Genomic DNA, 26648 nt, shown 5'->3' on the forward strand with positions numbered 1-26648 from the left:
CAACAATGATGAGCTGCAGCGGATTCAGCTGATCAGACTCTTAGAACATAGCACCGCTCATCGACAAAAAGCCCTGACTGAATCCTGCCATAAAGCCCTTTTCCGTCGTCAGGAGAGAAATTATTGCTCAGGAACCCCGCTGAGTAAGGATCTTCTGGTCATCTACACTCGCCGGTCAAAATATAAGTGGTTAATTGCAGAAGGATTCGATGTCGTAATTGCTGCCCTTCAAAAGACGAACGAAGAATGCACACGAATCCATGGGTTGGATACGCTCGACGTGCATTACACGGTGTTCACAACTCCTGACAATACAAAGCTGTTAGGCATCATCGCAGTAAAAGGCAGCCGGAAGCCTTAATGTAATGCTCCCCATTTTTCAAGTCAGGGCGCTGATATGGTACACTTGACCCGACGATGCCTCAGAAGCCGACGGTCTTGATTGTGGATGACGAAGCGAACGTGCTGGCGGCCATTCGCCTGGTCCTTGAGCAGGAGTACGAGGTGAGCTGTGCCGGCACCGGCTGGCCCGGTGGCCGCGCGTGGCGCCGCGCCGGTGTTACCTGTTAGCGCTTCGTGACGAGGGAACCGGTGACGTACTTGTGGAGGATGCTGGCGATCAAGGTCTGATACGGCAGGCCTTCTCCAAACGCTTTGGTCTGGATGCCCTCGAGGTCCACCTGCGCAAGGCGGATGTTCACCCGGCGGTCTTTCTTCAGGGTGTGGCGCGCCACTTGGACATAGCGTTTCATCACCGCTTTGCCGGCCGGTCGCCACTCGCCCTGTTCTACCGATGCGAGGAGCTTACGTTCCTCGTGCTTCAGTCGCGCCATCGCCTGTTCCCCCTTTCCGTAGGTACTGCTTGGTGAGCTTGCGGCTGGGGATGATCGTCTTCAGGATGATCGCCTCCCCCTCCTCGACCACGGGCACCAGGTAGGCATAGCCCCGCACCGCCACCACCAACTGCTTCTGGCCTTTGTACTGCGCTTTGTCGGAGAACAACACATCCAGCAGATATCCTTCCGCGATGTGCCACACGATCTGCTCGAAGGAAATGCCACGGTGCTGCAGCAGCCAGTCGTTCTTGGCCGGATTCCACCGGTACTGCGCCATACGCTAGTCTATACACATTGTCTGCCGTTTGTCAACAGTTTCTTGGCGATCGCGAGTCCTCTGTGTGGCGACCACTGGCGCCGGTCAGATGTTGAAGATCGCCTGCGGCAACGGCGTCGTGACCACAAAGGCTAGGGTCAGGTTGGACCCCAACTTTGTGCGTCCTGACGGAGATGGCCAATCAGGTCGCGCAAGACATCGAGGCCGCGCTTCGCCCGACGCCTTGACACGGAAGCCGCCAATCTCTATCCTGGAACGACAGCACCACGCCTCGGTTCCGCGTACGTCACAGCTCTCAACCACTGGAGGTGGGTATGTCCCTGCTTAGGGATCAGCGTATCAGACGGACCGTCGCTGCGACCTTAGCGTGTGTCGTGCTTTCGGGTTGCGCTACTGTGACGCTCACGCAGCAAGGAGAGCGAACGATTAGCTCCCATCCAACCTATGAAAAGAGAGAGGCGTTTTTTCTTTGGGGTTTAGTTGGCGATCACTGGATTGATGTTCGCAAGGTATGCGGTACTCAAAATGTCCAACAAATGCAAACCCAGTTCACATTTCTTGACGAGCTCTTCACTTTCATCACGTTGGGAATCTACGCACCACGTACAGCAAAAGTCTGGTGCAGGTGAGGGGGGCCAAATGAAGATGCCGAAATTGCTTGTAGGCAGTGCTATGGTGTCAATCCTTTCGCTCGGTTGCTCAACCATTCATTTTCAGAACGGGCAGGATGCGGCCACGCCGGAGACCAATTCTGAGTGGCATCATACAGTCGCCTTTTCACTCGTGGAAGCCAGTGACCCGGTTGATCTGCACGATCGATGTAATGGAAAACCTTGGCATGACGTCATGGTAGAGCGGAGTTTCCTCAATGGTTTGGCCGGTAGCATCGACTCGCTTATCGTTGGAGTTGACTTGTGGGAACCCTGGACCGTCGAATATTCATGTCGTGATTAGTTGAGAAGTTCATACAGATGGGGGTTTGCTTTTGGCCCAGGAGATTATGTATTTCCTGGGCCAAAATAATTTTCTACGAACAACGGGGTCGCCGATGAGTAGGCTCAGCGGCCGGGGCGCTGGTCGGCCACGTGGCGGCTCGGATGAAGGTCGCGGCGCGCACGCGCTATTACCGCCGGATGGACGCCGCGCTTCATCCATCTCCATAAGGGAGCATCGCCTGTTGTAAAGGATTCCTTGACGGGAAAGCAGAAATGTGCTATATCCATATATGGATATGGAGGTGGTGATTCGATGGAGACGTTGACGAAAAAGACGACGATTTTGTTTCCGCCGAAGATCTATCGGCAGCTTGAGCGCGTGGCGAAGCAGCAAGGAACTTCTGTCGCTCATCTCGTGCGACAAGCGGCGATTAGGCAATACCTCTTGCCAGATCGCGCTGCTCGCGTCGCGGCTGTGGAAGCCATCGCCGCAATGCGCTTGCCAGTCAGTGATTGGCAGAGCATGGAGCGGGAAACGATTGACGGAGCGCTCGGGGAGCGATGAAGGTGTTCATCGATGCGAATATTATGATGTACGCGGCGGGTGTGGAACACCCTCATAAAGAGGCATCGATTCAGCTCATGCGCCAGATTTCCAGTGGCGCGATTGAAGCTGTGAGCAACGCTGAAGTGTTACAAGAATTGCTGTATCGTTACTCAAAACTTCGGCTCATTCAGGAGGGGGTCGCCTTAGTTCAGCAGACCGTGCAAACCATCATGTCGATTCTTCCTGTCGCGCGATTAGATGTCATGGTCGCCAGTGAGTTGCTGACCAAGCATCCGCAGATCGAAGCACGCGATGCGGTGCATGCGGCCATCATGTTCAATCATGGCGTCACCCACCTCTATAGCTACGACCGGCATTTTGACGCGATTCCCGGCCTGACCCGCCTCGAGCCGAAGTAACGCGGCATCGTTGGCGCCGCGCGCCTGATGGCAAGCCTTGACCCTATGAGGAGTCGAACGACGCGGGGTGGGCTCCTCGCGCTGGGACTGATCGCCGCGATCGGCGCGGGGTATCTGGCCACATTGCGGGCCGGCCACGATTGGGGCGATGATTTCAGCGCGTATCTCCAGCACGCGAAAAATATCGCCGAAGGCCGGCCGTATGCCTCCGGCGGCTACCTCTATAATCCGGCCAATCCCATCGGCCCCCCGGCCTGCCCGCCGGTCTTCCCGCTGCTGCTCGCCCCGGTCTATGCACTCTTCGGCCTGAACCTCACCGCTATGAAAGCCGCGGTCGTGCTATGGTTCTTGGCCGCGCTCTTCATGATGTTCCTGGTGTTTCGACGCCTCCGTCCAGATGCCGAAGCCCTCGCGCTGGTGGCGATCATCGGGGTCAATCCGCTGTTCTGGAGTTTCAAAGACCAGGTGCTGTCTGATGTTCCGTTTCTGTGTTTTACCTATGCGAGCTTCTGGCTCATCGCACAGCACGATCTCCAGCGCGCCTCGCCGCGGCCCAGGTGGCTGCTCGCCCTCGCCACCGGCCTTGTCTGGTATCTGGCCTACGGCACGAGAAGCCTTGGGCTGCTCATCCCAGCCGCCCTGGTGATCGCCCTGGCCATCCGACGGCAGCGTCCTTCTCGCTCGCTGCTCATCGCCCTGCTGCTGCTGGCTGGGCTCATCGCGCTGCAAAATCTCTGGCTGCACACGGACCGCGCGTATCTGGCCCAGCTGGGCAATGCCCCGAAGACCATGTGGTCGCATGCCGCGTATTACTCGCAGGAGCTTCGGGATCTGTGGCGCAACGGCTATTCCAAACCGCTGATGAAAGCGCTGTTTCTGACGGTCAACGGGCTAGCCCTCCTCGGCTACGGCTCAGCACTTCGGCGCGGCGTAACCATGCTGGAGGTCTTTCCCCTCCTCTATCTTGCTGCGATTTTCAGCTGGCCGCACTACCAAGGCATCCGGTATCTGTTCCCGGTCATCCCGCTGTATGTCGCCTATGCCCTCTCCGGCATCCGGAGTCTTCCGTGGGGCCGGCGAAACACCACCCGCCGTCTTGCCACGGCCACCGTGCTCATCGCCATCTTTGCGTCATACGCCGCCGCGTATACGAAGGTTGACTACGGACCGATCAAGGAGGGAGTCGCACAGCGGGAAACGGTGGAGCTCTTCGATTACATCAGGCGGGACACCGACCCGTCGTCGGTGATCGTCTTTGCCAAACCGCGGGTGCTCTCGTTATACACCGGCCGGCGATCCGCGGTGTATCCGCTCACGAGCGATGGCCGAGAGATTGTGGCGTACCTGCGTCGCATCGGCGCGGCCTACGTCGTGGCCAGCCCAATCTTTTTCACTGATCAATCGCTGCTGCAGCCCGTGCTGCAGCGGCACGCCGCGCTGTTTGAACCGGTGTACGCCAACGCCGTCTTCACGATGTACCGGATGGCGGTGGAGCCGCCGCCGAGGTAAACCGGCACCGCGTAATCACCCACAGGGCGCGCACGCCGTCTTTCCACGTAATCTTTTTCCCCTCGGCATAGCTGCGGCGGCGCGTGTAGGCCACCGGCACCTCAACGATCGCATGCTTAAGCCGGAGCGCCTTGCAGGTGAACTCCACCTCAAAGTCAAAACTCAAGGCGCGCAGCTGCATGGGTGCGACCACCATCCGTCGAAACACCTTGTAGCCGGTCTCGGCGTCGGTGAGCGAGGAGCCAAAGAGCAGATTGACCATCGCGGTGATTACCCAGTTTCCCAGCCGGTGATGGCCACCTGAGGTGAGCGGCACGCCGTGGAAGCGCGACCCGTAGACGATCTTCACCCGCTCATCCATCATCGGTGCGAGCAGCCCTGGGTACTCCGCTGGATCGCATTCCAGATCGGCATCCTGGATGAGCACGACGTCGCGGGTGCTGTGCTGGATGCCGGTGCGAATCGCCTGCCCCTTGCCGAGATTCTTCGGGTGGGTGATGACGCGGATCGGCAGCTCCTGCTGAAGCCGCTCGAGGATCTCCCCGGTGCCGTCGGTGGAGCCGTCGTTGATCACGATCACTTCTTTGTCGATGGGGGTGCGGCAGACGGCGCGAAGCACCGTGTCAATCGTCCGCGCCTCGTTGTAGGCCGGCACCAACACGCTGACCCTTGGGGGGGCGGGCGTCATCGTCATAATTCGCCTATTGTACCTCGGTCGACGATCTTTTTGGTGATATAATGCACGGCCTGACCCGATGAGATCGACGACGCGCATCTTACGCAGCGAGTGGCTCCTCCTCGGCGTGCTGCTGTTGGGTGCCGCAGTCCTGCTGTTCACGCGGCTTGACGCGGCCTACCTGTGGCAAGACGAAGCCGAAACCGCCGTCGTTTCGCGCAACGTGCTGCGCTTCGGCTACCCCAGAGCCTTCGACGGCATCCATCTGCTGCATTTGCCCTTCGCCACGCACCGGCCTGGCTTCGTCTGGGTCTTCCACGGCTGGATCCAATTTTATCTGACGGCCGCCTCCTTTCTGCTCTTCGGCATCACCACCTGGGCCGCGCGCGCGCCCTTTGCTCTGCTGGGACTCGGCAGCATTGTCCTCACCTGGCGGATGGCCAAAACATTTGTTGGGGACCGGCAGGTCGCGGGGCTCACGACGTTCTTGCTGGCCACCTCGGTGCCGTTTCTGCTGCACATGCGGCAGTGCCGGTATTACGCGCCGATGGTGGTGTTCTCGCTGTGCGCGCTGCTGGCGTATTGGCGGTGGTTGGCGCGGGCGCGTTTCAGCGGGTGGTCATGGCTGATCAGCATGCTGCTCGCGTTTCACTCCGCGTGGACGGCAAGCGTCATGCTGCTGCTGGGCATGGCCGGGCATTGGTGGTTCAGCAGCGGACGGGCCATGCGGCGCGGGCGGGAGACGCTGCCGTGGGTGATTGCCTTCTCCGTGCTGGCCACCGCCTGGATGTTGTACGCCCATGCCTTAGAGCACGGCACGCACAACCTCCTGCGCGATCTGTGGCGCAACAGCTCGTTTTACGTGAAGATGATCAACAGCTACACGGTGCCGCTTGGGCTGATCCTCGCCGCACTCATCATCCCGAGGTGCCGCCGGATGCCTCAAGCACCGGTGCCTGATGCCACCCGCAGCGCATTACACCTCCTCGGCTGGGTGATCGGGGCCTGCCTGCTCGTGCTGCTGCCGGCCCGGCAGCATTTTTACCGGTATCTGCTCATCATCGTGCCGCTGCTCTATCTGCTCACCGCCTGGGGGCTGCTGCGGTGGCTGGGGCATCGCCCGATCGCGTTGGCCGCGACGGTGCTGGTGATGGTGGCGACCGACGTGCTGCACCGGCCGGATCGCCTGCTCCATGGGACCTCCCGGTTGTTTCTCGCGGACTATGTCTATGAGCTCACACACGACGTGCCGGACAGCACGCGGGGTATCGTCGAGTTTTTAAACGCCCATGCCGCGCCGGGCGAGACGGTGAAAATCCGCTACTCGATTGCGCCGCTGGTGTTTTACACGTCGCTGCGGGTGGATACGCGCTCGGCGGCGTTTTTCGAGCACACCTATCCGGATTGGATCGTCATGCAGCAGGAATTGATGCCCCAGCATTCGTACACCGAACCGTATTTTTCCGACATCATCACGCACTATGAGCTCATCCACACCGCCATCCCGGACCACCTGTGGGGACATGCGCCTGATCCGTTTTTGCATCGCTTCCGCCCGGTGACCGATTGGCCCGGTGTGGTCATCTTCCATAAGCGCGCGACCCATCAGCCGACCCATGCCCGCTGAGCCGCCGCGCTTATCGATCAACCCCTCGCCCTCCTTCGCCGGGCTATTCCGCATCCGGCTCAACGCGATTCGGCATTCAACGCGATTCGGCATTGCTATCGCTAGCCGTAGTGCTACACTAAGCAGAATCTCATGCCGAACAAACTGGTGACATTGATCGCGCTGGTCGTGGCGGCGGGTCTTGGAGAAGCCTCTACGCAAACACCCGCGAGGGAACCTGCCGGAACGCTGCTGAAGGACCACCAGCGGGTGGCGATTCAGCGCACGTTCTGCGATGCGGCGCACGCGTCTCGCCAACGCATCGGCGGCCGGGCCCCCGTCCTCCCGTACACGTTCCTCTATTCCTCAGCACTCCGCTGCGCCGATGGCACGCTCGGCTGCTGGCGGACCGGACCGCACCCATCGGCCGACATGGAATTGCTGGTCAGCGGGCGGATGCACATCGCGATGGGCCTGGCGACGACCAGCGACCTGAAGTTCACAGTGCCGATCGCCGGAGTGCCCACCGATCGGTGCGACGGGGTTTCACAAGCCTTCAGCGCCACCGAACCCTTCATCGGCACGTGGCGATCCCTGGGCGGCTCCGGCCCGTTCACCGGCACCATGACCCTCGCCGGCACGATCCGCGGCTGCCGCTCGGCGCAGGCCGCCTGCTACACCGTCACCATCGATCAATTCGCGTGGCAAGCGATCCGCCAATAAAAATTCTTGACAGCGTCCGCCGCAGTCCTTAAGATTGTCCCTGTTGTTTCGTGCCCGCCCTCGTGGGCGGCCCTTCCGTAAGACGCTTCCTTAAGCACCGCTGACGCCCTTCCCTGCCCGTCGTATCATCTCTGCTCATTCAGGAGTGTCATCATGCGCCGGGCTCTCCTTGTCATTGGCGTCTTCCTCTGGCCCCTGTCGGTTGCCTCCGCCGACACCGCTCACTGGAAGCGCGTGGAAACCGGCCTGACCGAAACGGCGTTTGTGGCGGTCGCCGCTGATCCCGCTCTTCCCGAGCACCTGTTTGTCGCCAGCCGTCGCAGCCTCTATGAGTCATCGGATGCCGGCAAGACTTGGCAGCCGCGATTCCGCGCTCGAGGGCAAGCGCAGCTGGCCAGCATCGCCGTCAGCCGTCCCGCCTCGCTGCTGCTGCTTAGCACGGATCGCGAGGTCTGGCTCAGCCGCGACGGAGGCCGCCGGTGGAATAAGGTCAACGCACCGCCAGCCGCCGGGCCGCTGCTGGCCGCCGTGCTGGATCCTCACGCGCCTCACCGCGCGTATCTGGTGACGCAGCAGCGCGTATTTGGCGGATGGCTCGATGGCACAGGGTGGGAAGAACTTTTTCGTCGAACCACCGAACCGTCCGAGGCCCCCGCCGATGACGCCCAACAGGTTTCAGGATCGCTCCGCGCGCTGGCAATCGACCCTCAGCAGCCAACCACCCTCTACCTGGCGACCTCGCGCGCCCTCCACCACAGTCTCGACGGCGGGCGGCATTGGCAGCGGCTGATCGCGCACGGGCTGCCCCCGACGCCGATCACCCGCCTGACCGCCGTCGCGCACTCCCCCACCGCGCTGTACGCCTCAACCGGCAGCGGAATCGCGCGGTTCGTGCCGGCGGCTCAACGATGGGAGCGGCTGCCGCATGATGCCGCGCTGCCGGCGATCAACGACGTGGCCGCCACACCAACCCACCTGTGGGCGGCGACCGCGCACGGCCTGTATCAGTTTGAGATCACCCCGGAGGCCATTGAGCGCTTGACCGCCTCCGACGCGCCTCCAACCCGAGAACTCCTGGAGAACTTCGTGCACGAGCCGTCGATCGGCCTGGTGCGCGAAGCGGCCATCCGCTATGCCGAGGTCTCGCCGGAGAAAATCCGCCGCTGGCGGAGGCAGGCCGCGCTGCGGGCGATGCTGCCGACGGTGGATGTCGGTGTCAACCGCGCGCGGTCGCGCGATGCCAGCATCGATGAAGGCACCTTCCCGAGATTTCAGATCGTGGAAACCGAGGACCGCGACGCCCGCGCCGATCTGTCCGTCAAGTGGGAGCTCGGCAATCTCATCTGGAGCGATGATCAGACGACCATTGATGTCCGGTCGAAACTGATGGTCGAGCTGCGCGATGACATCGTGGATCAGGTGACGCGGGCGTATTTCGAACGGCGGCGGCTGCAGGTGGCTCTGCTCACGCAGCCGCCGACGGATCCCCACGCGCTGCTGGAGAAGGAGCTTCGGCTCCAGGAGCTGACCGCCGTCTTAGACGGCCTGACCGGCGGGTACTTTTCTGAGCAGATCACCATTGCACCGAAGACCGACTAACACCGCGTAAGAGGATACGCCGTGTCTTCGTCGGCAACCAGAGGAGGAGGAAATGGCACAGGCACTGATGGTGAAGCGCATCACGCGGTTTGACGGCGGGGGTTCGACCAAGGCGTTCGCCGACCTCGCCATTGGGGAGGAGTTTCTTGTGAAGGGGCTGCGCGTGATCAACGGCAAGAACGGCCTGTTCGTCTCCATGCCGCGCCAGCAACGGCAAGGCAAGTGGACTGACACCGTGGAGACGCTCACTAAGGATACGAAGACGACCGTCGAGCGCCTCGTCCTCGACGCGTATCAGCAGAACCCCGCACAGTAACATTGATCGCGACACCCAGGCGGGCCGCGGCCCGCCTGGGTCGTTGACGGCATCGAAGGCCTAGCCTAAGATAGCCCCATGACTCAAGCACAGTCAGACGCTTATGTGTGCGGGATGGTGCCGCACGAGCACGACCCGAAATTTTTCGCCCAGCACCTGTGCGCCTACGCCTTTACCAAGCCGTATGTCAAGGGGAAGCGGGTGCTCGAGGTGGGATTCGGTTCAGGCTACGGCTCGGCCTATCTTGCCGAAGGTGCAGCGGAGGTGATCGGCATCGACTCAGCTCCCGGCAATGCCGCGCGGGCTGCTGCCATCTATCGGCATCCGAACCTGCGGTTTGCGCACATGGACGCCGGAAAACTGCAGTTTCCCGATCACAGCTTTGACGTCGTCTGCTCGTTTCAAGTGATTGAGCATATCCCGGAGCCGCAGCTGCCGGCGTTTGTTAGCGAGCTGGCCCGCGTGCTGAAGCCGGATGGCGTCTGCGCGATCTCAACGCTGAATCTTGAGCAGGCGATGAAGCCCGGCCGGCCGTACACCAAACTGTGCTACCACGAGAAAGAGTTTACGGCCCCGGAGCTGAAGGCGCTGCTCGTAACGGCCTTCCCCTCGGTTGAGCTGCACGGCCTGTATCCGTCCATGAAGCAGCGCCTCTTCCAGCGCTTGAAGCGGTGGGGCCTGATGAAATGGGGGCCGGCGCATCTCAATCCGATCGCCCGCTTCTATCAACACACCACCGTGAAGGATTTCGTCACCAAGCCGTTCGTCACGCGCCAAGCGCTAGACCTCTACGCCCTCTGCCGCAAGACGGCTTCCCGCTAACGCTACCCCCTGGATTTTTGCTCCTCCTGGATTTTTGCTTGACAAAGTGTCTGGGGCACACTATATTTATTAGTGTAGGTCATACACTAAATGACGGCCTCCTCCAACGGGCAGCTCAGCAAGCAGGCGATCGCCGTGGATGTCGTGTTGCTGACCATCCAGGGCGGCACGCTCAAGCTGCTCCTGGTTAAACGAAAGCAGGCCCCGTATCGGGGGGCCTGGGCCCTGCCCGGGGGGATCGTGGGCGCTGAGGAATCGGTGGATGCCGCCGCCCTGCGGGAGCTGCATGAAGAAACGAACATCGGCAATATTTATCTTGAGCAGCTCTACACCTTTGGCGAGCTGGCGAGGGACCCGCGCGGGCGGGTGATCACCGTCGCCTACTACGCGTTAGTGAACTGGCAGCAAGTGCAGCTGAAGGCCAGGCAGCGGGTAGCTGAGGCGATGTGGTTTCCGGTCAAGCGCCTGCCGGAGCTGGCGTTTGATCACCGCCGCATCGTGGATTACGCGCTGGAGCGTCTGCAGAACAAGGTGAACTACACGACGGTCGGGTTTCAGCTGCTGCCGAGGGAGTTTACGCTGACCGACTTGCAGCGATCCTATGAGGTCATCCTCGGCCGGCGGCTGGATAAGCGGAATTTCCGGCGCAAGATGCTGCAGCTGGGCATCCTGCGGGGGACGACGAGGTTTCAGGCCAGCGGCCGGCAGCGACCGGCGCGGATGTACACGTTTACGGAGCCGAAAGTCGTGAAGCTGCAGGAAAAAGGGATCATCGTGCCCTTCTAACCGACGCCATGGACACGCAGACCATCACGCCAGCGCTCCTCAATGGCAACGGCCATGCGGCCCATGGCCAGCGGAGGAGAGACGCCGCAACCAACGGTCGAGGAAGCGGCGACTTTCTCAAAAACAAGATCCGCAGGCTCAAGCAAGAGCGCCAGGCGATCATTCTGGCGCACAACTATCAAGAAGGTTCGATTCAAGATGTGGCAGATTTCGTGGGTGATTCTCTTGGACTTGCTCGGCAAGCGCAAGCAACCGACGCCAAGGTGATTCTCTTCTGCGGGGTGCACTTCATGGCCGAAACCGCGGCCATGCTCTGCCCCGACAAAACGGTGCTCATACCCGATCTCGCGGCAGGCTGCTCGCTGGCGGACATGATCGTCCCGGAGCAGATCAAGGCGTGGCGAGGCAGGCACCCGGACGGCGTGGTGGTGTGCTACGTCAATACCTCAGCGGCGGTCAAAGCGGAGTGCGACTATTGCGCCACGTCGACAAACGGCGTCAAGGTCATTGAGCATATTCCGGAGGAGAAGGAGATCTTGTTCGTGCCGGATTATTATTTAGGCAGCTATTTGAAGGCGAAGACGAAGCGGAAGATCCATCTCTGGAAAGGCTACTGCCCGGCGCATGCGGCGATCCTTCCCGAGGAAGTGGATCGCCTCCGCGAAGAGCATCCGGACGCTGAGTTCCTCATGCATCCCGAGTGCGGCTGCCTGACGAAACAGATGAACTTGGCCGATCAGATCCTCTCCACGGAGGGCATGGTCCAGCACGTGAAACGCTCTCCAGGGTCGGAATTCATCATTGCCACTGAAACCGGACTGCTGAACCGATTGCAGACGCAGTATCCTGAGAAACAGTTTTACCCCGCTAGCCGATTCGCCACCTGCCACCACATGCAACGCAACACGCTGGAGAAAGCGTTCATGGCGCTGGTGACCATGCAGCATGTGGTGACGGTGGATCCGAAGATCGCCGCGCGCGCCGTCCTGCCCATCCAGCGCATGCTGGATATTGTCTAGTCCTCTAAAGAATACGGGGCGACGCGGGATGCTCACGAGAGGGAGGCCCGGCGAGAGGGAGGGTTCCCCGAGGGAGCAGCCCGCGGCGCCCCGTTGCCGGAGAGTTTGTCGAAGTCGGAAGGCTGATCAATGGTCAGGCCGGTGACCGAGGCGTCGATGCGGCGCAGCAGCCCGGTGAGCACGCGGGCCGGCGGAAACTCGATGAAGCGCGTGGCCCCCCGCTGAATCATCCAACGCATCGACGCCACCCACCGCACCGGGCTGATGATCTGTGCGACGAGCAGCCGGCGGATCTCATCAGGATCGCGCACCGGAAGCGCTGTCACATTGCTGATGACGGGAGCGTTCGGTTGGCGGATCTCAACCTTCGCGAGGGCGCGCTTGAACGCCTCGGCAGCCGGCTGCATGATCGGCGAATGAAAGGCCCCGGCCACCTCCAGCCGAATCGCCCGTTTCGCTCCGGCAGCTTTTGCCAATTCCCCGGCATGGGCAATCGCCGCCACCGTGCCGGAGAGCACAATTTGATCCGGCGCATTGAAATTCGCCGCGGTGGCCCCGGATTGGTGGCACACCCCGTTGATGGCCTCTTCGGTTAAGCCGATCACCGCCAGCATCGCCCCGCCGGATTTCACCGCGCACTCCGCCATCGCTTCACCTCGAGCCTTCACGAGATAGAACGCATCGCTCAGCGAAAACGCCTCCGCCACCGCGAGCGACGTCAACTCCCCAAGACTCAGCCCGGCAACACCAACGGGGGTTATGGTAGGCGCTGTTTCACGGAAGGCGGCATAGGCGGCCATTGACGTGACAAACAGGGCGGGCTGGCATGTTTCGGTTTTTGTCAGGTCTTCCGGCGGGCCTTCGAAGCACAGGGCGGTGACGTCAAACCCGAGCGCTTTGTTGGCCTGCTTGTAGATCTCTCTGGAGATCTCGAAGCGGTCGTAGAAGGCCTTGCCCATCCCGACCGCCTGGGCGCCCTGCCCCGGCAGCAAGTAGGCGATGGCTACCATTGCAGCAGGATGGAGCCCCACGTCATGCCGGCCCCGAAGGCCACGATGACGACGTGGTCCTGTTTCTGAATGACGCCTTCGTTGACCGCTTCATACAGGGCGATGAGATTGGAGGCCGCTGAGGTGTTCCCATAGCGCTGCAAATTCATGTAGACCTTTTCAATCGGCAGATGGGCCCATTTCGCCACCGCCTCGATGATGCGCACATTGGCTTGATGCGGAATGAAGCACTCCACATGTTCCGGCTGAATGCCGCCGTCGCTCATGACCTTCTTCGCCGAGTCCGCCATGCGCCGCACCGCGAGCTTGAACACTTCCGAGCCGTTCATCCGAAGAAAGTGCAGTTTCTGATCAATCGATTTGTGCGATGGCGGGTATTTGGAGCCCCCACCCGGCATCGTGAGCAGCTCCGCCGCCGTCCCATCAGAGCCCATGTCGGTCGCGATGATCCCGCCGCGCTTGACCGGAGCGAGCACGCACGCCCCGGCCCCGTCGCCGAAGAGGATGCACGTGGATCGATCGGTCCAGTCGATGAAGGCGGACAGCACTTCCGCCCCGATCACCAGCGCGTTCCGATATCGGCCCGACTGCAGATACTGCTGCGCGGTGATCATGGCGAACACCGAGCCGGAACAGGCGGCGGAGAGATCAAAACAGACGGCGGATTTCGCCCCTAAACGCCGCTGCACGAGGCACGCCGCTGAGGGAAAGAGCATGTCGGGCGTCGTCGTGGCCACAATGAGCAGGTCAAGATCTTTCGGATCAAGATGCGCTTGCTTGAGAGCTCCTTGGGCGGCGTTGGCGGCCAAATCGCTGGTCGTCGTGCCGGGATCCGCCACGTGGCGCTCGCAAATCCCGGTGCGCGAACGGATCCATTCATCGTTCGTTTCGACGATTTTTTCAAGGTCGGCATTGGTCACCACCTTAGGAGGAATGTACATCCCTAAGCCGATGATGCCAATGCGATGCGAAACACTCGCGCGGGCGCTCATGAGGACATCGGGACGTGCTGCGCGTACAGGCTGATCGCTTCGACCATGTGGCGGTTCAGCTCATGATGGACGGCTTCGTAGCCGACCCGAATCGCGTTTTTGATCGCTTTGGGGCTGGAGACGCCGTGCGCGATGATGGACACGCCATCCACCCCGAGCAGGGGTGCCCCTCCGCGTTCGGCGTAGTCGGTTTCTTTTTTCAGCGCCCGGAACGCATCGCGCGCAAGCCACGCTCCGATGCGGGTGATCGGGCTCATGGTCAGGGAGCGTTTCAGCAGCACGCCGATGGCCCGCCCCAAGCTCTCGCAGGTCTTCAGCGTGACATTGCCGACGAAGCCGTCGCAGACAATCACATCAAACTCGCCGGAGAAGAGGTCGTGGCCCTCGGCATTGCCGGCAAAATTGAGTCCGGAGCCTTCGAGCAGCCGATACGTTTCCTTGTGAAAGTCGGTGCCTTTGGTTTCCTCTTCCCCAACATTCAGCAAGGCGATCTTGGGCCGGGAGGTCCTCAGCACGCAGCGGCAGTACGCATCGCCCATCAAGGCATATTGGACAAGATGCAGCGGTTTTGGATCGATGTTCGCCCCCACATCGATCAGCAGGGTATCGCCTTGAAGCCCTGGCAGCAGCACCGGAATGCCTGGACGCTCAATGCCCGGCAGCAACCCCACCATGAGGGTGCTGGCCGAGACCATCGCGCCGGTATTGCCGGCGGAAACAAACGCGTCGATTTTTTTGTCTTTCAAGAGCTGGATGCCGACGGTGATCGATGACCCCCGCTTTTTGCGGATGCTGGCCACCGGCGCTTCATCCATGCCGATGACTTCCGGAGCGTGGACCACGGAGATATTGGCAGGACGATGATGGTAGGTGGACAACTGGTGCTCAATCACATCGCGGGGTCCGAGGAGGACCAGTTCGATGGGAAATTCCGCGGCAGCCCGGATGGCTCCGACGATCGGCGAGGCGGGGGCGTCATCACCCCCCATGGCATCGAGTGCGACCTTGATCGCCATTGAAAAGGAATTACGACGCTTTCTTTGGCTCAGCGATCACCACCACTTGCCGGCCGCGGTAGGTCCCGCACGAAGAGCACACGCGATGCGGAATCATCGGCTTCGCGCACTGGGGGCACGCCGTCAGCGACGCCAGTTTGAGCTTCCAGTGGGTGCGGCTCTTATCGCGTCGGGCCTTGCTGTGTTTGCGTTTCGGAAGCGCCATGGGTTCCTCACTGTTGTTGGTGTCCGCAATCGGCCGTGTTGAGATTCTGCCCGCAGACCATACACAAGCCTTTGCACGCCGGCTGGCAAACGGGAATCATGGGATACGCCAGGATGATTTCCTGGCGGACATCCTCGGTGATGTCGACGACGTCGGCCGGCTGCACCGCGTAGCTGAAGAGCGCATCCGGCGTGACGGTCGTGGTGAACGCCTCAAGGCAGCGCGCGCACGTCATGTGCAAGGGTGCCTGAATGTCCACCTTGACCACCAACTCGCGATCCGCCTTGGTGATAAACGCCTCCGCCTCAAACGGCTCGGTGAGGTGGATGTCGAAGCGGTCCATGTCCATGGCCGATGGATCGTAGCGGGCGCGCTGGTGGATGCCTTCTTCCGGAACTTTGCTGACATAGATTTTCATGGCGTCCTCACACGTCTCAATGCCGCCACTCATGCGCGGCCACCGCCGAGCTTTTGCCGAAGCGCCTTCGCGACAAACGGCGGCACGAAGGCCGAGACGTCAGCGCCCAGCACGGCGGCTTCCTTGATCAAGCGCGCGGAGATATAGGCGTAGGACTCCGAGGGCATCAGGAACATGGTCTCCACCTCGCCCGAGAGCTTTCGATTCGCCAGCGCCATCTGAAATTCGGATTCAAAATCCGAGAGCATCCGCAGGCCGCGGATCATGACGCGCGCCTTTTTGCGGCGGACATAGTCCACCACCAAGGTGTCAAAATGGTCGACCGTCACGCCGCGCATCGACCGCGTCGCCCGCCGCAAGAGCTGCACCCGCTCCTCCACCGTAAACAACGGCCGCTTCTCCGGATTATGGCCGACGGCCACGATGACCTGGTCAAAGAGCGTTCGGGCGCGAGTGATCAGGTCGATATGGCCGTAGGTGACGGGATCGAATGTGCCGGGGTAGACAACGTTCATTCTGCGGCTCCCAGCTGATATAACGAGAGCACCGTCCCTCCATACCGGTGCTCTTTCCACTGGCGCACAGCACCCACGGATAGTGGCATGCGGGTGTTCCGATGGTGCTCAAGCACCACCACGCCAGAGGGTGCGAGCATAGCACACTCCACGACGGTGTTCAAGGCTTTTTTTCCGTCGACGGCGCGGTACGGAGGGTCCAGGATGACGACGTCAAAGGGCGGCTCTTCCTTGGCGAGCATCCGCAGGCCGCCGTCGATGTCCATGTGCACCACGCGCGAGGATCCGGGCGGCAGCTCAGGGTCAAACCGGGCCACGTTGTCGCGGAGGCATAACACCGCCTCCGTCTCCGATTCAACGAAGGCGACAAACGCCGCGCCTCGAGAGAGCGCCTCCAGGCCGAAGGCGCCGCTGCCGGCAAACCCGTCGAGCACCCGAGCGTCGTCGATGAAGTCACCGAGGATATTGAAGACCGCTTGCCGGACCTTCGCTTCGGTGGGCCGCAGCGTTGGCGGTGCGACGAGGGTCCGTCCGCGGAACTGCCCTCCAGTAATCTTCAACATCGCCGATATGCCTCTTCGCGCGCCAACGCCAAGAGGTGCTGGTCGCGCGCGAGATTCGCCACACGAAAACGCACCAGGCCATGCTGCTGGCGTCCGAGCAGCTCCCCCGGCCCGCGCAGCTGGAGGTCTGTCTCGGCCAACTGGAAGCCATCCGTCGTCTCCACAAACGCCCGCAGGCGCGCTGACGCGGCCTCATCGTCGGTGTCGCTGATGGCGACACACGTGGCGGCCTCGCGGCCCCGCCCGATACGGCCGCGCAGCTGATGCAGCTGGGCCAGACCAAACCGCTCCGGATGCTCGATGAGCATGAAGGTCGCGCGCGGGACATCCAACCCCACTTCCACGATCACCGTCGAGACCAGCACCTGCAGCTGCCCGCGGGAGAAGGCGAGCATCGCTTGCTCCTTCTGCGCAGGCTTCATCTGCCCGTGCAGCAGGCCCACGCGAACCTCCGGAAACACCTCAGCCTGCAGGTGCTTGGCCATGCGCGTCGCGGCTCTGAGCTCCGTCGAGGAGCTCTCTTCCACGAGCGGATACACCACATAGGCCTGACGGCCGCGCGTGAGCTCGCGGCGCAGCATGGCGTAGGCCTCGGCGCGCTGGCTTTCGCGCAGCCACCGCGTCGTAATCGGCTGCCGGCCGGCGGGCAATTCCGTGATCGTTGAGATATCCAAATCTCCATACAGGGTCATGGCGAGGGTGCGGGGAATCGGGGTGGCCGTGACGATGAGCACGTCCGGCTGCTGGCCTTTGCCGGCCAGCTGCGCGCGCTGTGCGACGCCGAACTTATGCTGCTCATCGATGATGACGAGTGCGAGCCGATGAAACTGGACCGGCCGTTGAATGAGCGCATGGGTCCCGATGATCACCTGCAGACGGCCGCTGGCGATGTCAGCCAGCCGCTGGGTGCGCTCCGACGGGGTGAGCCCTTGAGACAGCAGCCCTACCGCAACCCCGCACGGTTCCAGCAGATCGCGCATCGTGCGCGCATGCTGCTCTGCCAAGAGCTCCGTCGGCGCCATCAGGGCCACTTGGTAGCCGCTTTGCGCCGCCGCCGCCGTCACCAGCGCCATGACGATGGTTTTGCCGCAGCCGACATCGCCCTGCAGCAGCCGCCGCATCGGCGAACGCCGCTGAAGATCCTCGAGCAATTCCCGAAGCACCGCCTGCTGGCTCGCCGTCAATTGAAACGGCAGCTGCTGCTGCACGCTGCGGCTGACGGGGCCGTCAAGCGCATAGCGCTGCGGTTTGACGACGGCGGCGTTGCGGCTTCGGCGCTGGGCGATGGCGGCCTGAAACACCAGCAGCTCTTCAAAGGCCAGGCGTTCCCGGGCCGCGTTCAGCGCGTCCCACGACGCAGGAAAATGCAACTCGTGGATCGCCTGCCGCCGCGACGGCCAGCCGCGCTGCTGCGGCAGTGCCGGCGGCAGCGTCTCTTCAATGGCGCCGCTGTGGGTCGCCAAGACCGTCGCCACCATCCGGCGGAACCATCGCTGGGTCAGCCCGGCGGTCAGCGGATAAACCGGCACGATGCGCCCGAGATGCAAGGAGGCATCTTCCCCCCCTTCGATGCGCTCAATCTCCGGATGAATCATTTGCCGCCGGGTTCGCGGCTCGAGCTGCCCGTACAGCAGCAACTCATCGCCCACGCGCACCTGCCCTGCGAGATACGGCTGGTTAAACCATGTCCCGTAGAGCACGCCGGTGTCATCACCGACTGCGATCTCAACGATCGTGCGTCCGCCGCGAATCCGACGCAGCGTCTTGGACAGCACCTGCCCTTTGACGGTCGTTGTCTCGCCGGGTTGTGCTTCTCCGATGGCCGCGAACCGCGTGCGGTCTTCATAGCGCCGCGGGGCGGCGAGATAGACATCCTCAATCGTTGCGATCCCCAGTTGGGCGAGCTGCTGCATGCGCGAAGGCCCCACCCCTTTGACGTACCGAAGCGCCTCAGGCGATGGCGGAGCTTGTGAGACAGTCATGGCCTGTGTATAATGATGGTTTGCTCAGAAGAGCGAGGCATGAGGAGACGTCAATGCAAGCGTGCGCGATTTGCGGCAAACGGCCGGTCATTGGACATCAGGTGACCCACCGAGGAAAACTCAAGAAAAAAGGCGGGGTGGGTCGGCGAACCGTCCGGGTGAATCGCCGCCGATTCCTGCCAAATCTTCAAACGGCAACTCTGCTGCTCGATGGAACAGTGCGGCGCGCGCGCGTCTGCACGTCCTGCATCAGATCCGGCCGTGTAACGCGAGCCCCGTTGAAACCTTCACGTCGGCCACCTGCATAACCACGCCATCGCCTTCGAGCGCTGGCGTGGCCAGCACATCGTAGCGGCCGTCCGGAAGAACCCCTCCAAACACCCCTTTGCCTCGAATCGAGCGCTGTCCGTCCGACAGCCGCGCGATACGGGGTGAGGCGAGTTCAATCGTCAGGTTCCGCACGACCACAGTGGGCCGCGGGTTGCCCGCGCCAAAGGGCGCGCACCGCTGAAGTTCCCCCACCCAGCCCGGCGCCATCGCCTCAAGCGGCAGCTCAAGATCGATGAGCCGGCGCTTGATCCATCCGGCGGCGCCATGCAGCCGACGCGCCTGTTCGTTGATGAGCGCGCGGAACGGCTCCAGATGCCTCTGGTGCATGGTTAATCCGCAGGCTTGGGCGTGCCCGCCGAATCGCATCAACAGCGATCGGCACGCCTGCAGGACGTCGAGCAGATTGACATGCGGCACGGAGCGCCCTGAACCGATGCCGCGCTGCCCATCGACCGCGACGGCAATCGCCGGCCGGCCGTACCGCTCGGCCAATTGGGACGCCAGCGGCCCCATCAACCCTTGGTGCCATCCGCGGCCGCTAACGACAATCACGCGCTGGTCGCGGCAATGCAGCCGATTCGCCTGTTCATGCGCCTCAGCCACGATGCGCCGCTGCAGCCTTTTGGTCGTGCCATGGTCGGCCGCATTCGCCTTCAGCAGCTCATCGATCGCCGCCGGTGCCACGCCGCGCAAGAGGCGCCACACCGTCGAGGCTTCACCCAGCCGTCCGCTGGCATTCAATCGGGGGGTGAGCCGCTTCAGAATCTGCTCCGGCTCAGCCTGGGAGATCGATGTCGACTCGCACACTCGCCGTAAGCCCGGCCGATGCGTCTGCAGCAGCCGCGGCAGCCCCTCGACCACCATGACCCGATTATCGCCGAGGAGCGGGGCGCAATCGGCGAGCGTGCCTAACGCGGCAAGATCCAAATACGGGTGCAGCGCTTCATGCGCCGGCTGGCGAAGAAGTGCCTGGGCGATTTTCAACGCCAAACCAGCGCTGCACAACCCCCGGCCTGCCGCGCTTCTTCCGCAATACGGATTCACGAGCGCAAACGGTTTCGCCGCCTCCGACAGCGGCACATGGTGATCCACGATGATCACCGCAATGCCCTCCGCGGTCACGCGACGGACGTCCTCCGCCTGATTCGTGCCGCAGTCCACCAAGATCAGCACGCGGCCCTTCAGGCGCTTGAGCTGCCGAAGAAACGTCCGCGGCACGCCATATCCATCCCGCAGGCGATTCGATTGATGCGCGCTCACGCGCGCCCCGAGCTGCTGCAGCACCTCGGAGAGGATGACGCTGGCGGTCAGGCCATCCACATCGGAATCGCCGAAAATGACCACCGGGTCGTTCGAGGCGGCGGCCCGGCGCAAACGGTTCACGGCCAGCGGAAGATCCGAAATAGCGAGAGGATCCTCGAGGGCCTCGAGGGTGGGCTGCAAAAATCGCCCGGCCGCGGCCGCATCAGCGAGGCCGCGATTCAGCAACACCTGCGCCGTCAAGGGGTGGATGCTAAGGGCTTCGGCTAATCGCTCGGCGGACCGAGGATCGGCGGGAGCAACCTTCCACACGGCTTGCATGCCTGTGCTTACGTTTTCTGCAGTTGAGCCGCTGGGCGGCGCCACGAAATCACCAGCGCCGAGGCGATATACACCGTCGAATACACGCCGGAGATAAACCCGACCAGCAAACAGATGGAAAAGTCCCGCAGCACTTCCCCGCCGAAGACGTAGAGGGCCAGCACGGCGCCGATGACCGTCAAGGACGTCAGCAGGGTGCGGCCCAGCGTTTCGTTGATGCTCAGGTTCACCACATCCACCAGCCCTAATTTCCTGTTCAGACGCATGTTTTCCCGCACGCGATCATAGATCACAATGGTGTCGTTGATGGAAAACCCGGCGATGGTCAGCAGGGCGGCGATCACCACCATGTCGATCTGCCGTCCCAGCAGGCACAAGGCGCCGGTGGCAACCACCACGTCATGCACCAAGGCGACGACGCCGGCCGCGGCGAAATCCCAGTGCCTGAAGCGCGCGGCGACGTACACGAGAATGGCGATCATCGACCAGACAATGGCCATGACGGCTTTTTGCCGCAAGATCGCGCCGACGGCCGGCCCCACCCGCTCCGTACGGAGGCGTTCAGGGTTCGCGTCGGAAAAATCAGCGAAGATCGCTTCGCGCGCGCGATCCACCGTGGCGTTGACATCGGCGTCGGTATGGCTGGGCGTGCGGATCAGCCATTCGGTGGGGCGGCCGAACGGCTGGATGGTGGCATCTCCCAACCCCACTTTCGCGAGCGTCGTCCGCAGCTGCGCGGCCGCCACCGGGCGGGCGAACCGGTACTCCTGCAACAACCCGCCGCTGAAATCGATGCCGTAGCGGCCCTCGCCCCGCAGGATAAACGCCGTCACCCCGGCGCCGACGACCAGCAGCGACAACACATAACAGACCTTCCGCTTGGCGATGAAATCCATCTTCGTGGCCGGCATGAATTGCATCATCTTCAGATCCGTAAGACGGCCGGCGTTGAGCAGGAGATCGAACAGGATCCGCGTGACAAAAATCGCGGTGAACATGCTGGCGGCCAAGCCGATAATCAGGGTGGTGGCAAACCCACGGATCGGCCCCGTGCCGAACCAATAGAGAAAGATCGCGGCCGCCATCGTGGTCATGTTGGAATCGATAATGGCAGAGAGCGCCTTGTCATAGCCTGCGCCGATGGCCACGCTCAGCGGCCGTCCGGCCTTGCGCTCTTCTCGAATCCGCTCATAAATCAGCACGTTCGCATCCACCGCCATGCCTAAGGTCAGCACCATGCCGGCGATGCCCGGCAGGGTGAGTGTCGCGTGCAAATATCCAAGCCCCCCGAGGATGAGGAGCAGGTTGAGCGCGAGCGCGACCACGGCGACGACCCCGGCGAGCAGATAGTAGCCCAGCATAAACGCCACGATGAACGCTCCGCCCACCGCGGTGGCCGCCAGGCCGGCTCGAATGGAATCCTGGCCCAGGGTCGGCCCGACGGTGCGCTCTTCCTCGACGACGATGGGCGCGGGCAAGGAGCCGGCGCGCAGGACGATGGCCAAATCGTGCGCTTCCTCGCGCGTAAATCGGCCGGTGATCTGCCCCGCATCGGTAATGCGGCTCTGGATGACCGGCGCCGATTGCACGTTTCCATCGAGGACAATGGCCAAACGGCGCCCGACATGCGAGCCCGTCAGCAGCCCGAAGGCCCTCGCCCCCTCCCGATTCAAACGGAACGACACTTCTGGAAGGCCGAATTCCCCGGCATCCACCATGGCATCCGTCAGAATCGACCCGGTCAGAGTGGGCTCGGTCTCCAACAGCAAGGGATTGCCCTGCTCATCCTGCGCCAATCGATGGCCGGGCGGGACGGTGCCGTCGATCGCCTGCTGGATGAGCCGCTGATTTTCCGAGACCAGCTGAAACTCGAGCAGCGCGGTCTGGCCGATGAGCTTCAGCGCCCGTTCGCGGTCGGTAATGCCCGGCAGCTGGACAAGAATGTGATGCTCGCCCTGCCGCTGGATCAATGGCTCGCGCACGCCGAACTGGTCGATCCGGTTGCGGATAATCTCGAGTGCGACCCCGGCGATATCTTTGTTTCTGTCCTCCGGCGGCACCTTTGCGATATCCACGTTGAGGATGAGGTGCATGCCGCCTTGAAGATCAAGGCCCAACCCGATGCGATCCTTCAGCGGAAACGTGAACCAGCAGCTGAGCGCTGCCACGGCAAGGGCGATGAAGACGCGTGTCGAGAGATTTCTCGGCATGGGGGTCAGCGCTTCTCCGCGAGCGCCGGCTCAGTCGCCTGAGCCTTGGGTTTCACGAGCCGGATGATGGCCGAAGGCTCCACATCGATCCGCACGTTGTCATCGATCCGCAGCGTCACCGCATCCGGTTTGGTATTGACGACGGTGCCGAAGACGCCGCCCGTCGTCACCACGTAATCGTTCTTCTTCAAATGCTTGATCATGGCCTCATGCTCCTTCCGCGCCTTGCGCTGCGGCAGGAACACGATGACGTAGAAGATCAGGAACATCATGCCGAACATCGGCAACATCATCAGCGGGTTGGGTGCGGCGGCGGCTTGCTCAGGCATTACGTCGATCCTCCTATGATGTCCATGGGCCGATTCAACAGTTCCTGCGCCGGGGCGACTTCGCCGCCGGGGTAATAGTAGGCCAGAATTTCCGCGGCGGAAAATCCGCGCCGCGCCATCTCGGCGGCGCCCCACTGGCACATGCCCACCCCATGGCCCCAGCCGCGCCCTTCGATGAGAAACGCGTCATCCTGCGCGATGATGGTGATCAACGGGCTGCGGATGCGATCAAATCCGAAGAGCGCGCGGAACTCATACCCTGACAGACGCACGGCGCGCAAGGCTCCGGTGATGGTGATGTTCTCGGCCCGTCCGCTGGCGGTGCGCTTGGTCACCTGCAGATCAAGGATAGGTCCGACGGAACCATGACGGCTTTTTAGCAGCGCCCAGTTGATGTCAGCGCGCGTGAGGCGCCGCTGCCAGAGGTAAAATGGCGAGCGCTCGCACAAATGGCAGACCACGCCGCCGCGCAGTGGCGGCAAGTCATAGGGGCCCATGACGCGGCCGTTTTCTGTCGTGCCGCCGCACGTGGAGTGGTAAAAGGGCGGGAACAGCTTGCCGTGAGCAAGGAGCAACAACCCGGCGGTCGCTTTGACGGCTCGGGTCGTCGCGGCCTTTTCCGCCGTCTTGCCGCCGTAATCTTGCGACATCACATCGCCGGTCACATCGTAGTCCACCGCTTCTTTCGTCAGCCGCTGGTACACGGCGTAGGTTCGCGCGGCAATCGCAATCGCTTTCAGCGCCTCCGGCGGCCAGTAGTCCGGGGCTTCCTTGCTCAGCACGCCTCGCAGATAATCTTCCAAGCTCACGTGGTTGATGACGAGCAGTGTCAAATTCTGCTGCCGCACGATCTCGAGGGTTCCGCGCAATCGCTTGCCGTTGAGGCTGATGGCTGCGCGGCTTTCCGGTTCGATGCGCACGCCGAGGTACGGCACGGCCTGCTCGCCGATCAACAGCCCCTGCGGTGTGGCGGTGACAGCGACGGCGTCAAGCCGCCGGCCTTCATGGATGGGATCTTGCGTGTGCAGCGCGAACATGCGGAACCGGCCGTGGACCTGCAGCGTCACGTGAGGATCCTCGCGGGACACCGCCACGCGAATGAGGTCAAGATTGGGCTGGGCTTCTGCTGGAACAAGCACCAAACACCACATTCCAAATACCAAGCAAGCGCCAAACACCAAATTCCAAGGACCAAATTGTTTGGAATTTGGGATTTGGTGCTTCTCCTTACTCATTGGAGGATGCCGCCGCAAACAACGCCAATTTTTCGCCCTTCGATGCAGCCACATGCTGGTATGCCAGCCGCGTGGCTTTGCGGCCCCGCGCCGTCCGCTTCAGCAAGCCGGCGGCCAGCAGATACGGCTCCACCACGTCGACGATCGTATCCTGCTCTTCGCCGAGAGCCGCCGCCAGCGCCTCAATGCCGACCGGCCCGCCGCCGTAAAACTCGATAATCATCTTCAAGACCTTGCGATCAATCGCATCCAACCCCAGCGCATCGATCCCTTGCGCGGCCAAGGCCGCCTCGGCGATGGTTTGCGTCAGCGCCCCGTGATGCTTGACCTGCGCGTAGTCCCGCACCCGGCGCAACAGCCGATTGGCGATGCGCGGGGTCCCGCGGGAACGTTCGGCAATGAGCCGCGCGACCTCATCAGCAACACTCATGCCCAGAATCTTCGCCGATCGCGCAATCACCCTGGTCAGCTCGCTCGGCGTATAGAACTCTAGATGGTACACCATGCCGAAGCGGCTGCGCAATGGATTCGACAAGAGCCCAGCCCGCGTCGTGGCCCCGATCAACGTAAAGCGCTTCAGATGAAACTTGATCGTCTTGGCATAGGGGCCTTTGTCGATGACAAAATCGATTTCGAAATTTTCCATCGCCGGATAGAGAAACTCCTCGACCACTTTGGAGAGCCGATGGATCTCATCGATAAACAGCACGTCGCCCTTGCCCAGATTCGTCAGAATGCCGATGAGATCTCCTGCGCGCTCAATGGCCGGGCCGCTCGTCGCCGTGATTTTCGCGCTGAGCTCATTGGCGACGATGTGCGCGATGCTCGTCTTGCCCAACCCAGGCGGGCCAGCCAGCAGCACGTGCTCCAGCGGCTCGCTGCGCCGCGTGGTGGCATCAATGGCGATCTGGAGATTGTCTTTGACCTGAGTCTGGCCGACGAACTCATCGAAACGCTTCGGACGAAGGCTTAAGTTGAGAACGCGGTCCTCATCGTTCTCGATATTCGGCGGCAGCGCCGGCGGCATCGGCGGAAGAGCGGCTTTCGGCTTCATATCGTCTCAACCAACCGTTGCTGGCGATAGACTTCGTTCAGCAGATCCTCGGCGGTTTTGAGCTTCGGGTTTCGCTCCAGCGCGGCTTTGACCATTTGCCGCGCCTCGGGCCGCTTGTATTCTAGCTGCACGAGAATCGCCACCGCTTCATCTTCGAGCGCGGGCGCATGATCATCCCTCGGCTCGGTGCCGGCCCCCTTCGCTTGCATCAGGGCGAACTTGCCCACCTTGCCCTGGAGTTTCGCGATGATCTCCTTCGCCCGCTGCTCGCCGATGCCGGGCAGCGACCGCAGCAGCGTCGCATCGCCCTCATCGATCGCCTTGGCAATCACCGGAATCGGCTGGGTGAGCGCTTTGAGCGCTCCGCGCGGCCCCACGCCGGAGACCGAAATGAACCGCGTGAAAAACTCCCGCTCGATCTCATTCAGAAATCCGATCAGCACGGGAACCCCCCGCCCCACCTCCAGCTGCTGATAGTGGAAGGTGACGAGCTCCAACTCTCCGCTGTCGGTCAAGCGCTCCTGCACGGTCTGCAGAATCGACGGGGCCACAAACACCTCGTAGCTGACCCCGTTGACGTCAAGGAGCAGCTGCTGCTCACCGATCTGGCGCACCGTGCCCCGCAGGCGCGAGATCATGAGAGCACCCCGGCCAGATGATGACGCTGTGTGACCGCATGGGCATGGGCAATCGCCAAGGCCAAGGCATCGGTCGCATCCGCTGACCAGGACGGATCCGCGCGATCAATCCATTGCCCCACCATGCGTCCGACTTGCTCCTTGGACGCATGGCCGTTGCCGGTCACGGCGCGTTTGACCTGCGTGGACGGATACTCCACTAACGGAATCCCCTGGGTTTGCGCCGCGAGGCACGCCACCCCGCGCGCATGGCCCATCATCGCCGCGGTCGTGACATGCCCATGGTGCGTGAAAATCTTCTCGATGACCGCCGTGTCCGGACGGTGAGTGGCCATCAGCGCTAAGAGCCGGCCATGAATCGCACTCAGCCGTTCGGCCAGCGGTTTGCCGCGTGGCGGGCGGATCTCCCCAGCCGCTTTGACGTGCAACCGGTCCGCGATCGTCTCGATAATCCCAAATCCTGTGGCGTTCAATCCTGGATCAATCCCCAAAATCACCAT

The 26648-nt window shown here is 62.2% G+C and carries 33 protein-coding genes; 15 read left to right on the plus strand and 18 right to left on the minus strand.

Annotated features, from left to right (window positions below; genetic code table 11):
• Positions 1-361, plus strand: a 361-nt coding sequence (locus HY737_08575; protein ID MBI4598437.1) for a hypothetical protein, incomplete at its 5' end; no start/stop codon positions are given.
• Between the two features lie 56 nt (positions 362-417).
• Positions 418-570: a hypothetical protein gene (locus tag HY737_08580; protein ID MBI4598438.1), complete on the plus strand. Its 153-nt coding sequence runs from the start codon at positions 418-420 to the stop codon at positions 568-570.
• Here HY737_08580 and HY737_08585 read toward each other — a convergent pair.
• Positions 567-833, minus strand: a complete 267-nt coding sequence (locus HY737_08585) for an antitoxin (protein ID MBI4598439.1) — start codon at positions 831-833, stop codon at positions 567-569. The two genes, HY737_08580 and HY737_08585, sit on opposite strands and share 4 nt — an antisense overlap.
• Positions 805-1113, minus strand: coding sequence for a toxin (locus HY737_08590; protein MBI4598440.1), 309 nt, complete (start codon positions 1111-1113; stop codon positions 805-807). Before HY737_08590 ends, HY737_08585 begins: the two co-directional genes overlap by 29 nt.
• Before the next feature lie 314 nt (positions 1114-1427).
• Here HY737_08590 and HY737_08595 point away from each other — a divergent pair, with 314 nt between their 5' ends.
• The 5 genes from HY737_08595 (at position 1428) to HY737_08615 (ending at position 4523) form a co-directional block, all read left to right on the plus strand.
• Positions 1428-1742, plus strand: coding sequence for a Bor family protein (locus HY737_08595; protein ID MBI4598441.1), 315 nt, complete (start codon positions 1428-1430; stop codon positions 1740-1742).
• Between the two features lie 10 nt (positions 1743-1752).
• On the plus strand, positions 1753-2067 hold the full coding sequence (locus tag HY737_08600) for a hypothetical protein (GenBank protein ID MBI4598442.1): 315 nt from the start codon (positions 1753-1755) through the stop codon (positions 2065-2067).
• Positions 2068-2361: 294 nt separating this feature from the next.
• Positions 2362-2613: a hypothetical protein gene (locus HY737_08605; protein ID MBI4598443.1), complete on the plus strand. Its 252-nt coding sequence runs from the start codon at positions 2362-2364 to the stop codon at positions 2611-2613.
• Complete coding sequence (locus tag HY737_08610; GenBank protein ID MBI4598444.1) at positions 2610-3014, plus strand: type II toxin-antitoxin system VapC family toxin; 405 nt, start codon at positions 2610-2612, stop codon at positions 3012-3014. Before HY737_08605 ends, HY737_08610 begins: the two co-directional genes overlap by 4 nt.
• Positions 3015-3059: 45 nt before the next feature.
• Positions 3060-4523: a glycosyltransferase family 39 protein gene (locus HY737_08615; GenBank protein MBI4598445.1), complete on the plus strand. Its 1464-nt coding sequence runs from the start codon at positions 3060-3062 to the stop codon at positions 4521-4523.
• Here the strand turns inward: HY737_08615 and HY737_08620 are convergent.
• Positions 4483-5211 carry a glycosyltransferase family 2 protein gene (locus HY737_08620; protein ID MBI4598446.1) on the minus strand — a complete coding sequence of 243 codons (729 nt, stop codon included), beginning with the start codon at positions 5209-5211 and terminating at the stop codon, positions 4483-4485. The genes HY737_08615 and HY737_08620 overlap by 41 nt on opposite strands.
• A 67-nt stretch (positions 5212-5278) precedes the next feature.
• Here HY737_08620 and HY737_08625 point away from each other — a divergent pair, with 67 nt between their 5' ends.
• The 7 genes from HY737_08625 to nadA all read left to right on the plus strand — a co-directional run bounded on the left by HY737_08625 (position 5279) and on the right by nadA (position 12070).
• The gene (locus HY737_08625; protein ID MBI4598447.1) at positions 5279-6826 is read left to right on the plus strand and encodes a glycosyltransferase family 39 protein; all 1548 of its coding nucleotides are present in this window, start codon (positions 5279-5281) and stop codon (positions 6824-6826) included.
• Between the two features lie 132 nt (positions 6827-6958).
• Complete coding sequence (locus tag HY737_08630) at positions 6959-7528, plus strand: hypothetical protein (GenBank protein ID MBI4598448.1); 570 nt, start codon at positions 6959-6961, stop codon at positions 7526-7528.
• 153 nt (positions 7529-7681) lie between these two features.
• A complete protein-coding gene (locus HY737_08635) occupies positions 7682-9127 on the plus strand; it encodes a hypothetical protein (protein ID MBI4598449.1) in 1446 nt (481 codons plus the stop codon).
• A 52-nt stretch (positions 9128-9179) separates the two neighbouring features.
• On the plus strand, positions 9180-9443 hold the full coding sequence (locus tag HY737_08640) for a septation protein SpoVG family protein (protein ID MBI4598450.1): 264 nt from the start codon (positions 9180-9182) through the stop codon (positions 9441-9443).
• 78 nt (positions 9444-9521) lie between these two features.
• Positions 9522-10265, plus strand: a complete 744-nt coding sequence (locus HY737_08645; GenBank protein ID MBI4598451.1) for a class I SAM-dependent methyltransferase — start codon at positions 9522-9524, stop codon at positions 10263-10265.
• 90 nt (positions 10266-10355) lie between these two features.
• The gene (locus HY737_08650) at positions 10356-11051 is read left to right on the plus strand and encodes an NUDIX hydrolase (GenBank protein MBI4598452.1); all 696 of its coding nucleotides are present in this window, start codon (positions 10356-10358) and stop codon (positions 11049-11051) included.
• 8 nt (positions 11052-11059) lie between these two features.
• Complete coding sequence (gene nadA, locus HY737_08655; protein ID MBI4598453.1) at positions 11060-12070, plus strand: quinolinate synthase NadA; 1011 nt, start codon at positions 11060-11062, stop codon at positions 12068-12070.
• Positions 12071-12102: 32 nt separating this feature from the next.
• Here nadA and fabD read toward each other — a convergent pair whose 3' ends face one another.
• From fabD to recG, 8 genes are read right to left on the minus strand one after another with little or no spacing between them, the layout of a single operon-like run.
• Positions 12103-13080: an ACP S-malonyltransferase gene (gene fabD, locus HY737_08660; protein MBI4598454.1), complete on the minus strand. Its 978-nt coding sequence runs from the start codon at positions 13078-13080 to the stop codon at positions 12103-12105.
• Positions 13074-14072: a ketoacyl-ACP synthase III gene (locus HY737_08665; protein ID MBI4598455.1), complete on the minus strand. Its 999-nt coding sequence runs from the start codon at positions 14070-14072 to the stop codon at positions 13074-13076. Before HY737_08665 ends, fabD begins: the two co-directional genes overlap by 7 nt.
• Positions 14069-15082, minus strand: a complete 1014-nt coding sequence (gene plsX, locus HY737_08670) for a phosphate acyltransferase PlsX (protein MBI4598456.1) — start codon at positions 15080-15082, stop codon at positions 14069-14071. Before plsX ends, HY737_08665 begins: the two co-directional genes overlap by 4 nt.
• A gap of 16 nt (positions 15083-15098) precedes the next feature.
• Positions 15099-15293, minus strand: a complete 195-nt coding sequence (gene rpmF / locus HY737_08675) for a 50S ribosomal protein L32 (protein MBI4598457.1) — start codon at positions 15291-15293, stop codon at positions 15099-15101.
• Between the two features lie 7 nt (positions 15294-15300).
• Positions 15301-15744, minus strand: a complete 444-nt coding sequence (locus HY737_08680) for a DUF177 domain-containing protein (GenBank protein MBI4598458.1) — start codon at positions 15742-15744, stop codon at positions 15301-15303.
• Positions 15741-16226, minus strand: coding sequence for a pantetheine-phosphate adenylyltransferase (gene coaD, locus HY737_08685; GenBank protein ID MBI4598459.1), 486 nt, complete (start codon positions 16224-16226; stop codon positions 15741-15743). Before coaD ends, HY737_08680 begins: the two co-directional genes overlap by 4 nt.
• On the minus strand, positions 16223-16789 hold the full coding sequence (gene rsmD / locus HY737_08690; protein MBI4598460.1) for a 16S rRNA (guanine(966)-N(2))-methyltransferase RsmD: 567 nt from the start codon (positions 16787-16789) through the stop codon (positions 16223-16225). Before rsmD ends, coaD begins: the two co-directional genes overlap by 4 nt.
• Positions 16783-18771 (minus strand): ATP-dependent DNA helicase RecG, encoded by a 1989-nt coding sequence (recG, locus tag HY737_08695; protein ID MBI4598461.1) that lies wholly within the window; start codon positions 18769-18771, stop codon positions 16783-16785. The genes rsmD and recG overlap by 7 nt, the downstream gene beginning before the upstream one ends.
• Before the next feature lie 53 nt (positions 18772-18824).
• On the opposite strand from recG, the gene rpmB reads away from it, so the two are divergent.
• Entirely contained in the window at positions 18825-19079 is a 255-nt protein-coding gene (rpmB, locus tag HY737_08700; protein MBI4598462.1) for a 50S ribosomal protein L28, read from the plus strand.
• On the opposite strand, the gene HY737_08705 is transcribed toward rpmB, so the two are convergent.
• The 7 genes from HY737_08705 to ruvC all read right to left on the minus strand — a co-directional run bounded on the left by HY737_08705 (position 19021) and on the right by ruvC (position 26648).
• On the minus strand, positions 19021-20682 hold the full coding sequence (locus HY737_08705) for a DHH family phosphoesterase (GenBank protein MBI4598463.1): 1662 nt from the start codon (positions 20680-20682) through the stop codon (positions 19021-19023). The two genes, rpmB and HY737_08705, sit on opposite strands and share 59 nt — an antisense overlap.
• 8 nt (positions 20683-20690) lie before the next feature.
• Complete coding sequence (gene secD / locus HY737_08710; protein MBI4598464.1) at positions 20691-22892, minus strand: protein translocase subunit SecD; 2202 nt, start codon at positions 22890-22892, stop codon at positions 20691-20693.
• A gap of 5 nt (positions 22893-22897) precedes the next feature.
• Positions 22898-23221 (minus strand): preprotein translocase subunit YajC, encoded by a 324-nt coding sequence (gene yajC / locus HY737_08715; GenBank protein MBI4598465.1) that lies wholly within the window; start codon positions 23219-23221, stop codon positions 22898-22900.
• Entirely contained in the window at positions 23221-24372 is a 1152-nt protein-coding gene (locus HY737_08720; GenBank protein MBI4598466.1) for a SpoIID/LytB domain-containing protein, read from the minus strand. Before HY737_08720 ends, yajC begins: the two co-directional genes overlap by 1 nt.
• A gap of 76 nt (positions 24373-24448) precedes the next feature.
• Positions 24449-25510, minus strand: a complete 1062-nt coding sequence (gene ruvB, locus HY737_08725) for a Holliday junction branch migration DNA helicase RuvB (protein ID MBI4598467.1) — start codon at positions 25508-25510, stop codon at positions 24449-24451.
• The gene (locus HY737_08730; protein MBI4598468.1) at positions 25507-26148 is read right to left on the minus strand and encodes a Holliday junction DNA helicase RuvA; all 642 of its coding nucleotides are present in this window, start codon (positions 26146-26148) and stop codon (positions 25507-25509) included. The genes ruvB and HY737_08730 overlap by 4 nt, the downstream gene beginning before the upstream one ends.
• Positions 26145-26648, minus strand: a complete 504-nt coding sequence (gene ruvC, locus HY737_08735) for a crossover junction endodeoxyribonuclease RuvC (protein MBI4598469.1) — start codon at positions 26646-26648, stop codon at positions 26145-26147. Before ruvC ends, HY737_08730 begins: the two co-directional genes overlap by 4 nt.

Source organism: Candidatus Omnitrophota bacterium, assembly GCA_016209275.1.
In the GTDB taxonomy this organism is placed as follows: domain Bacteria; phylum Omnitrophota; class Gorgyraeia; order Aquiviventales; family Aquiviventaceae; genus JACQWM01.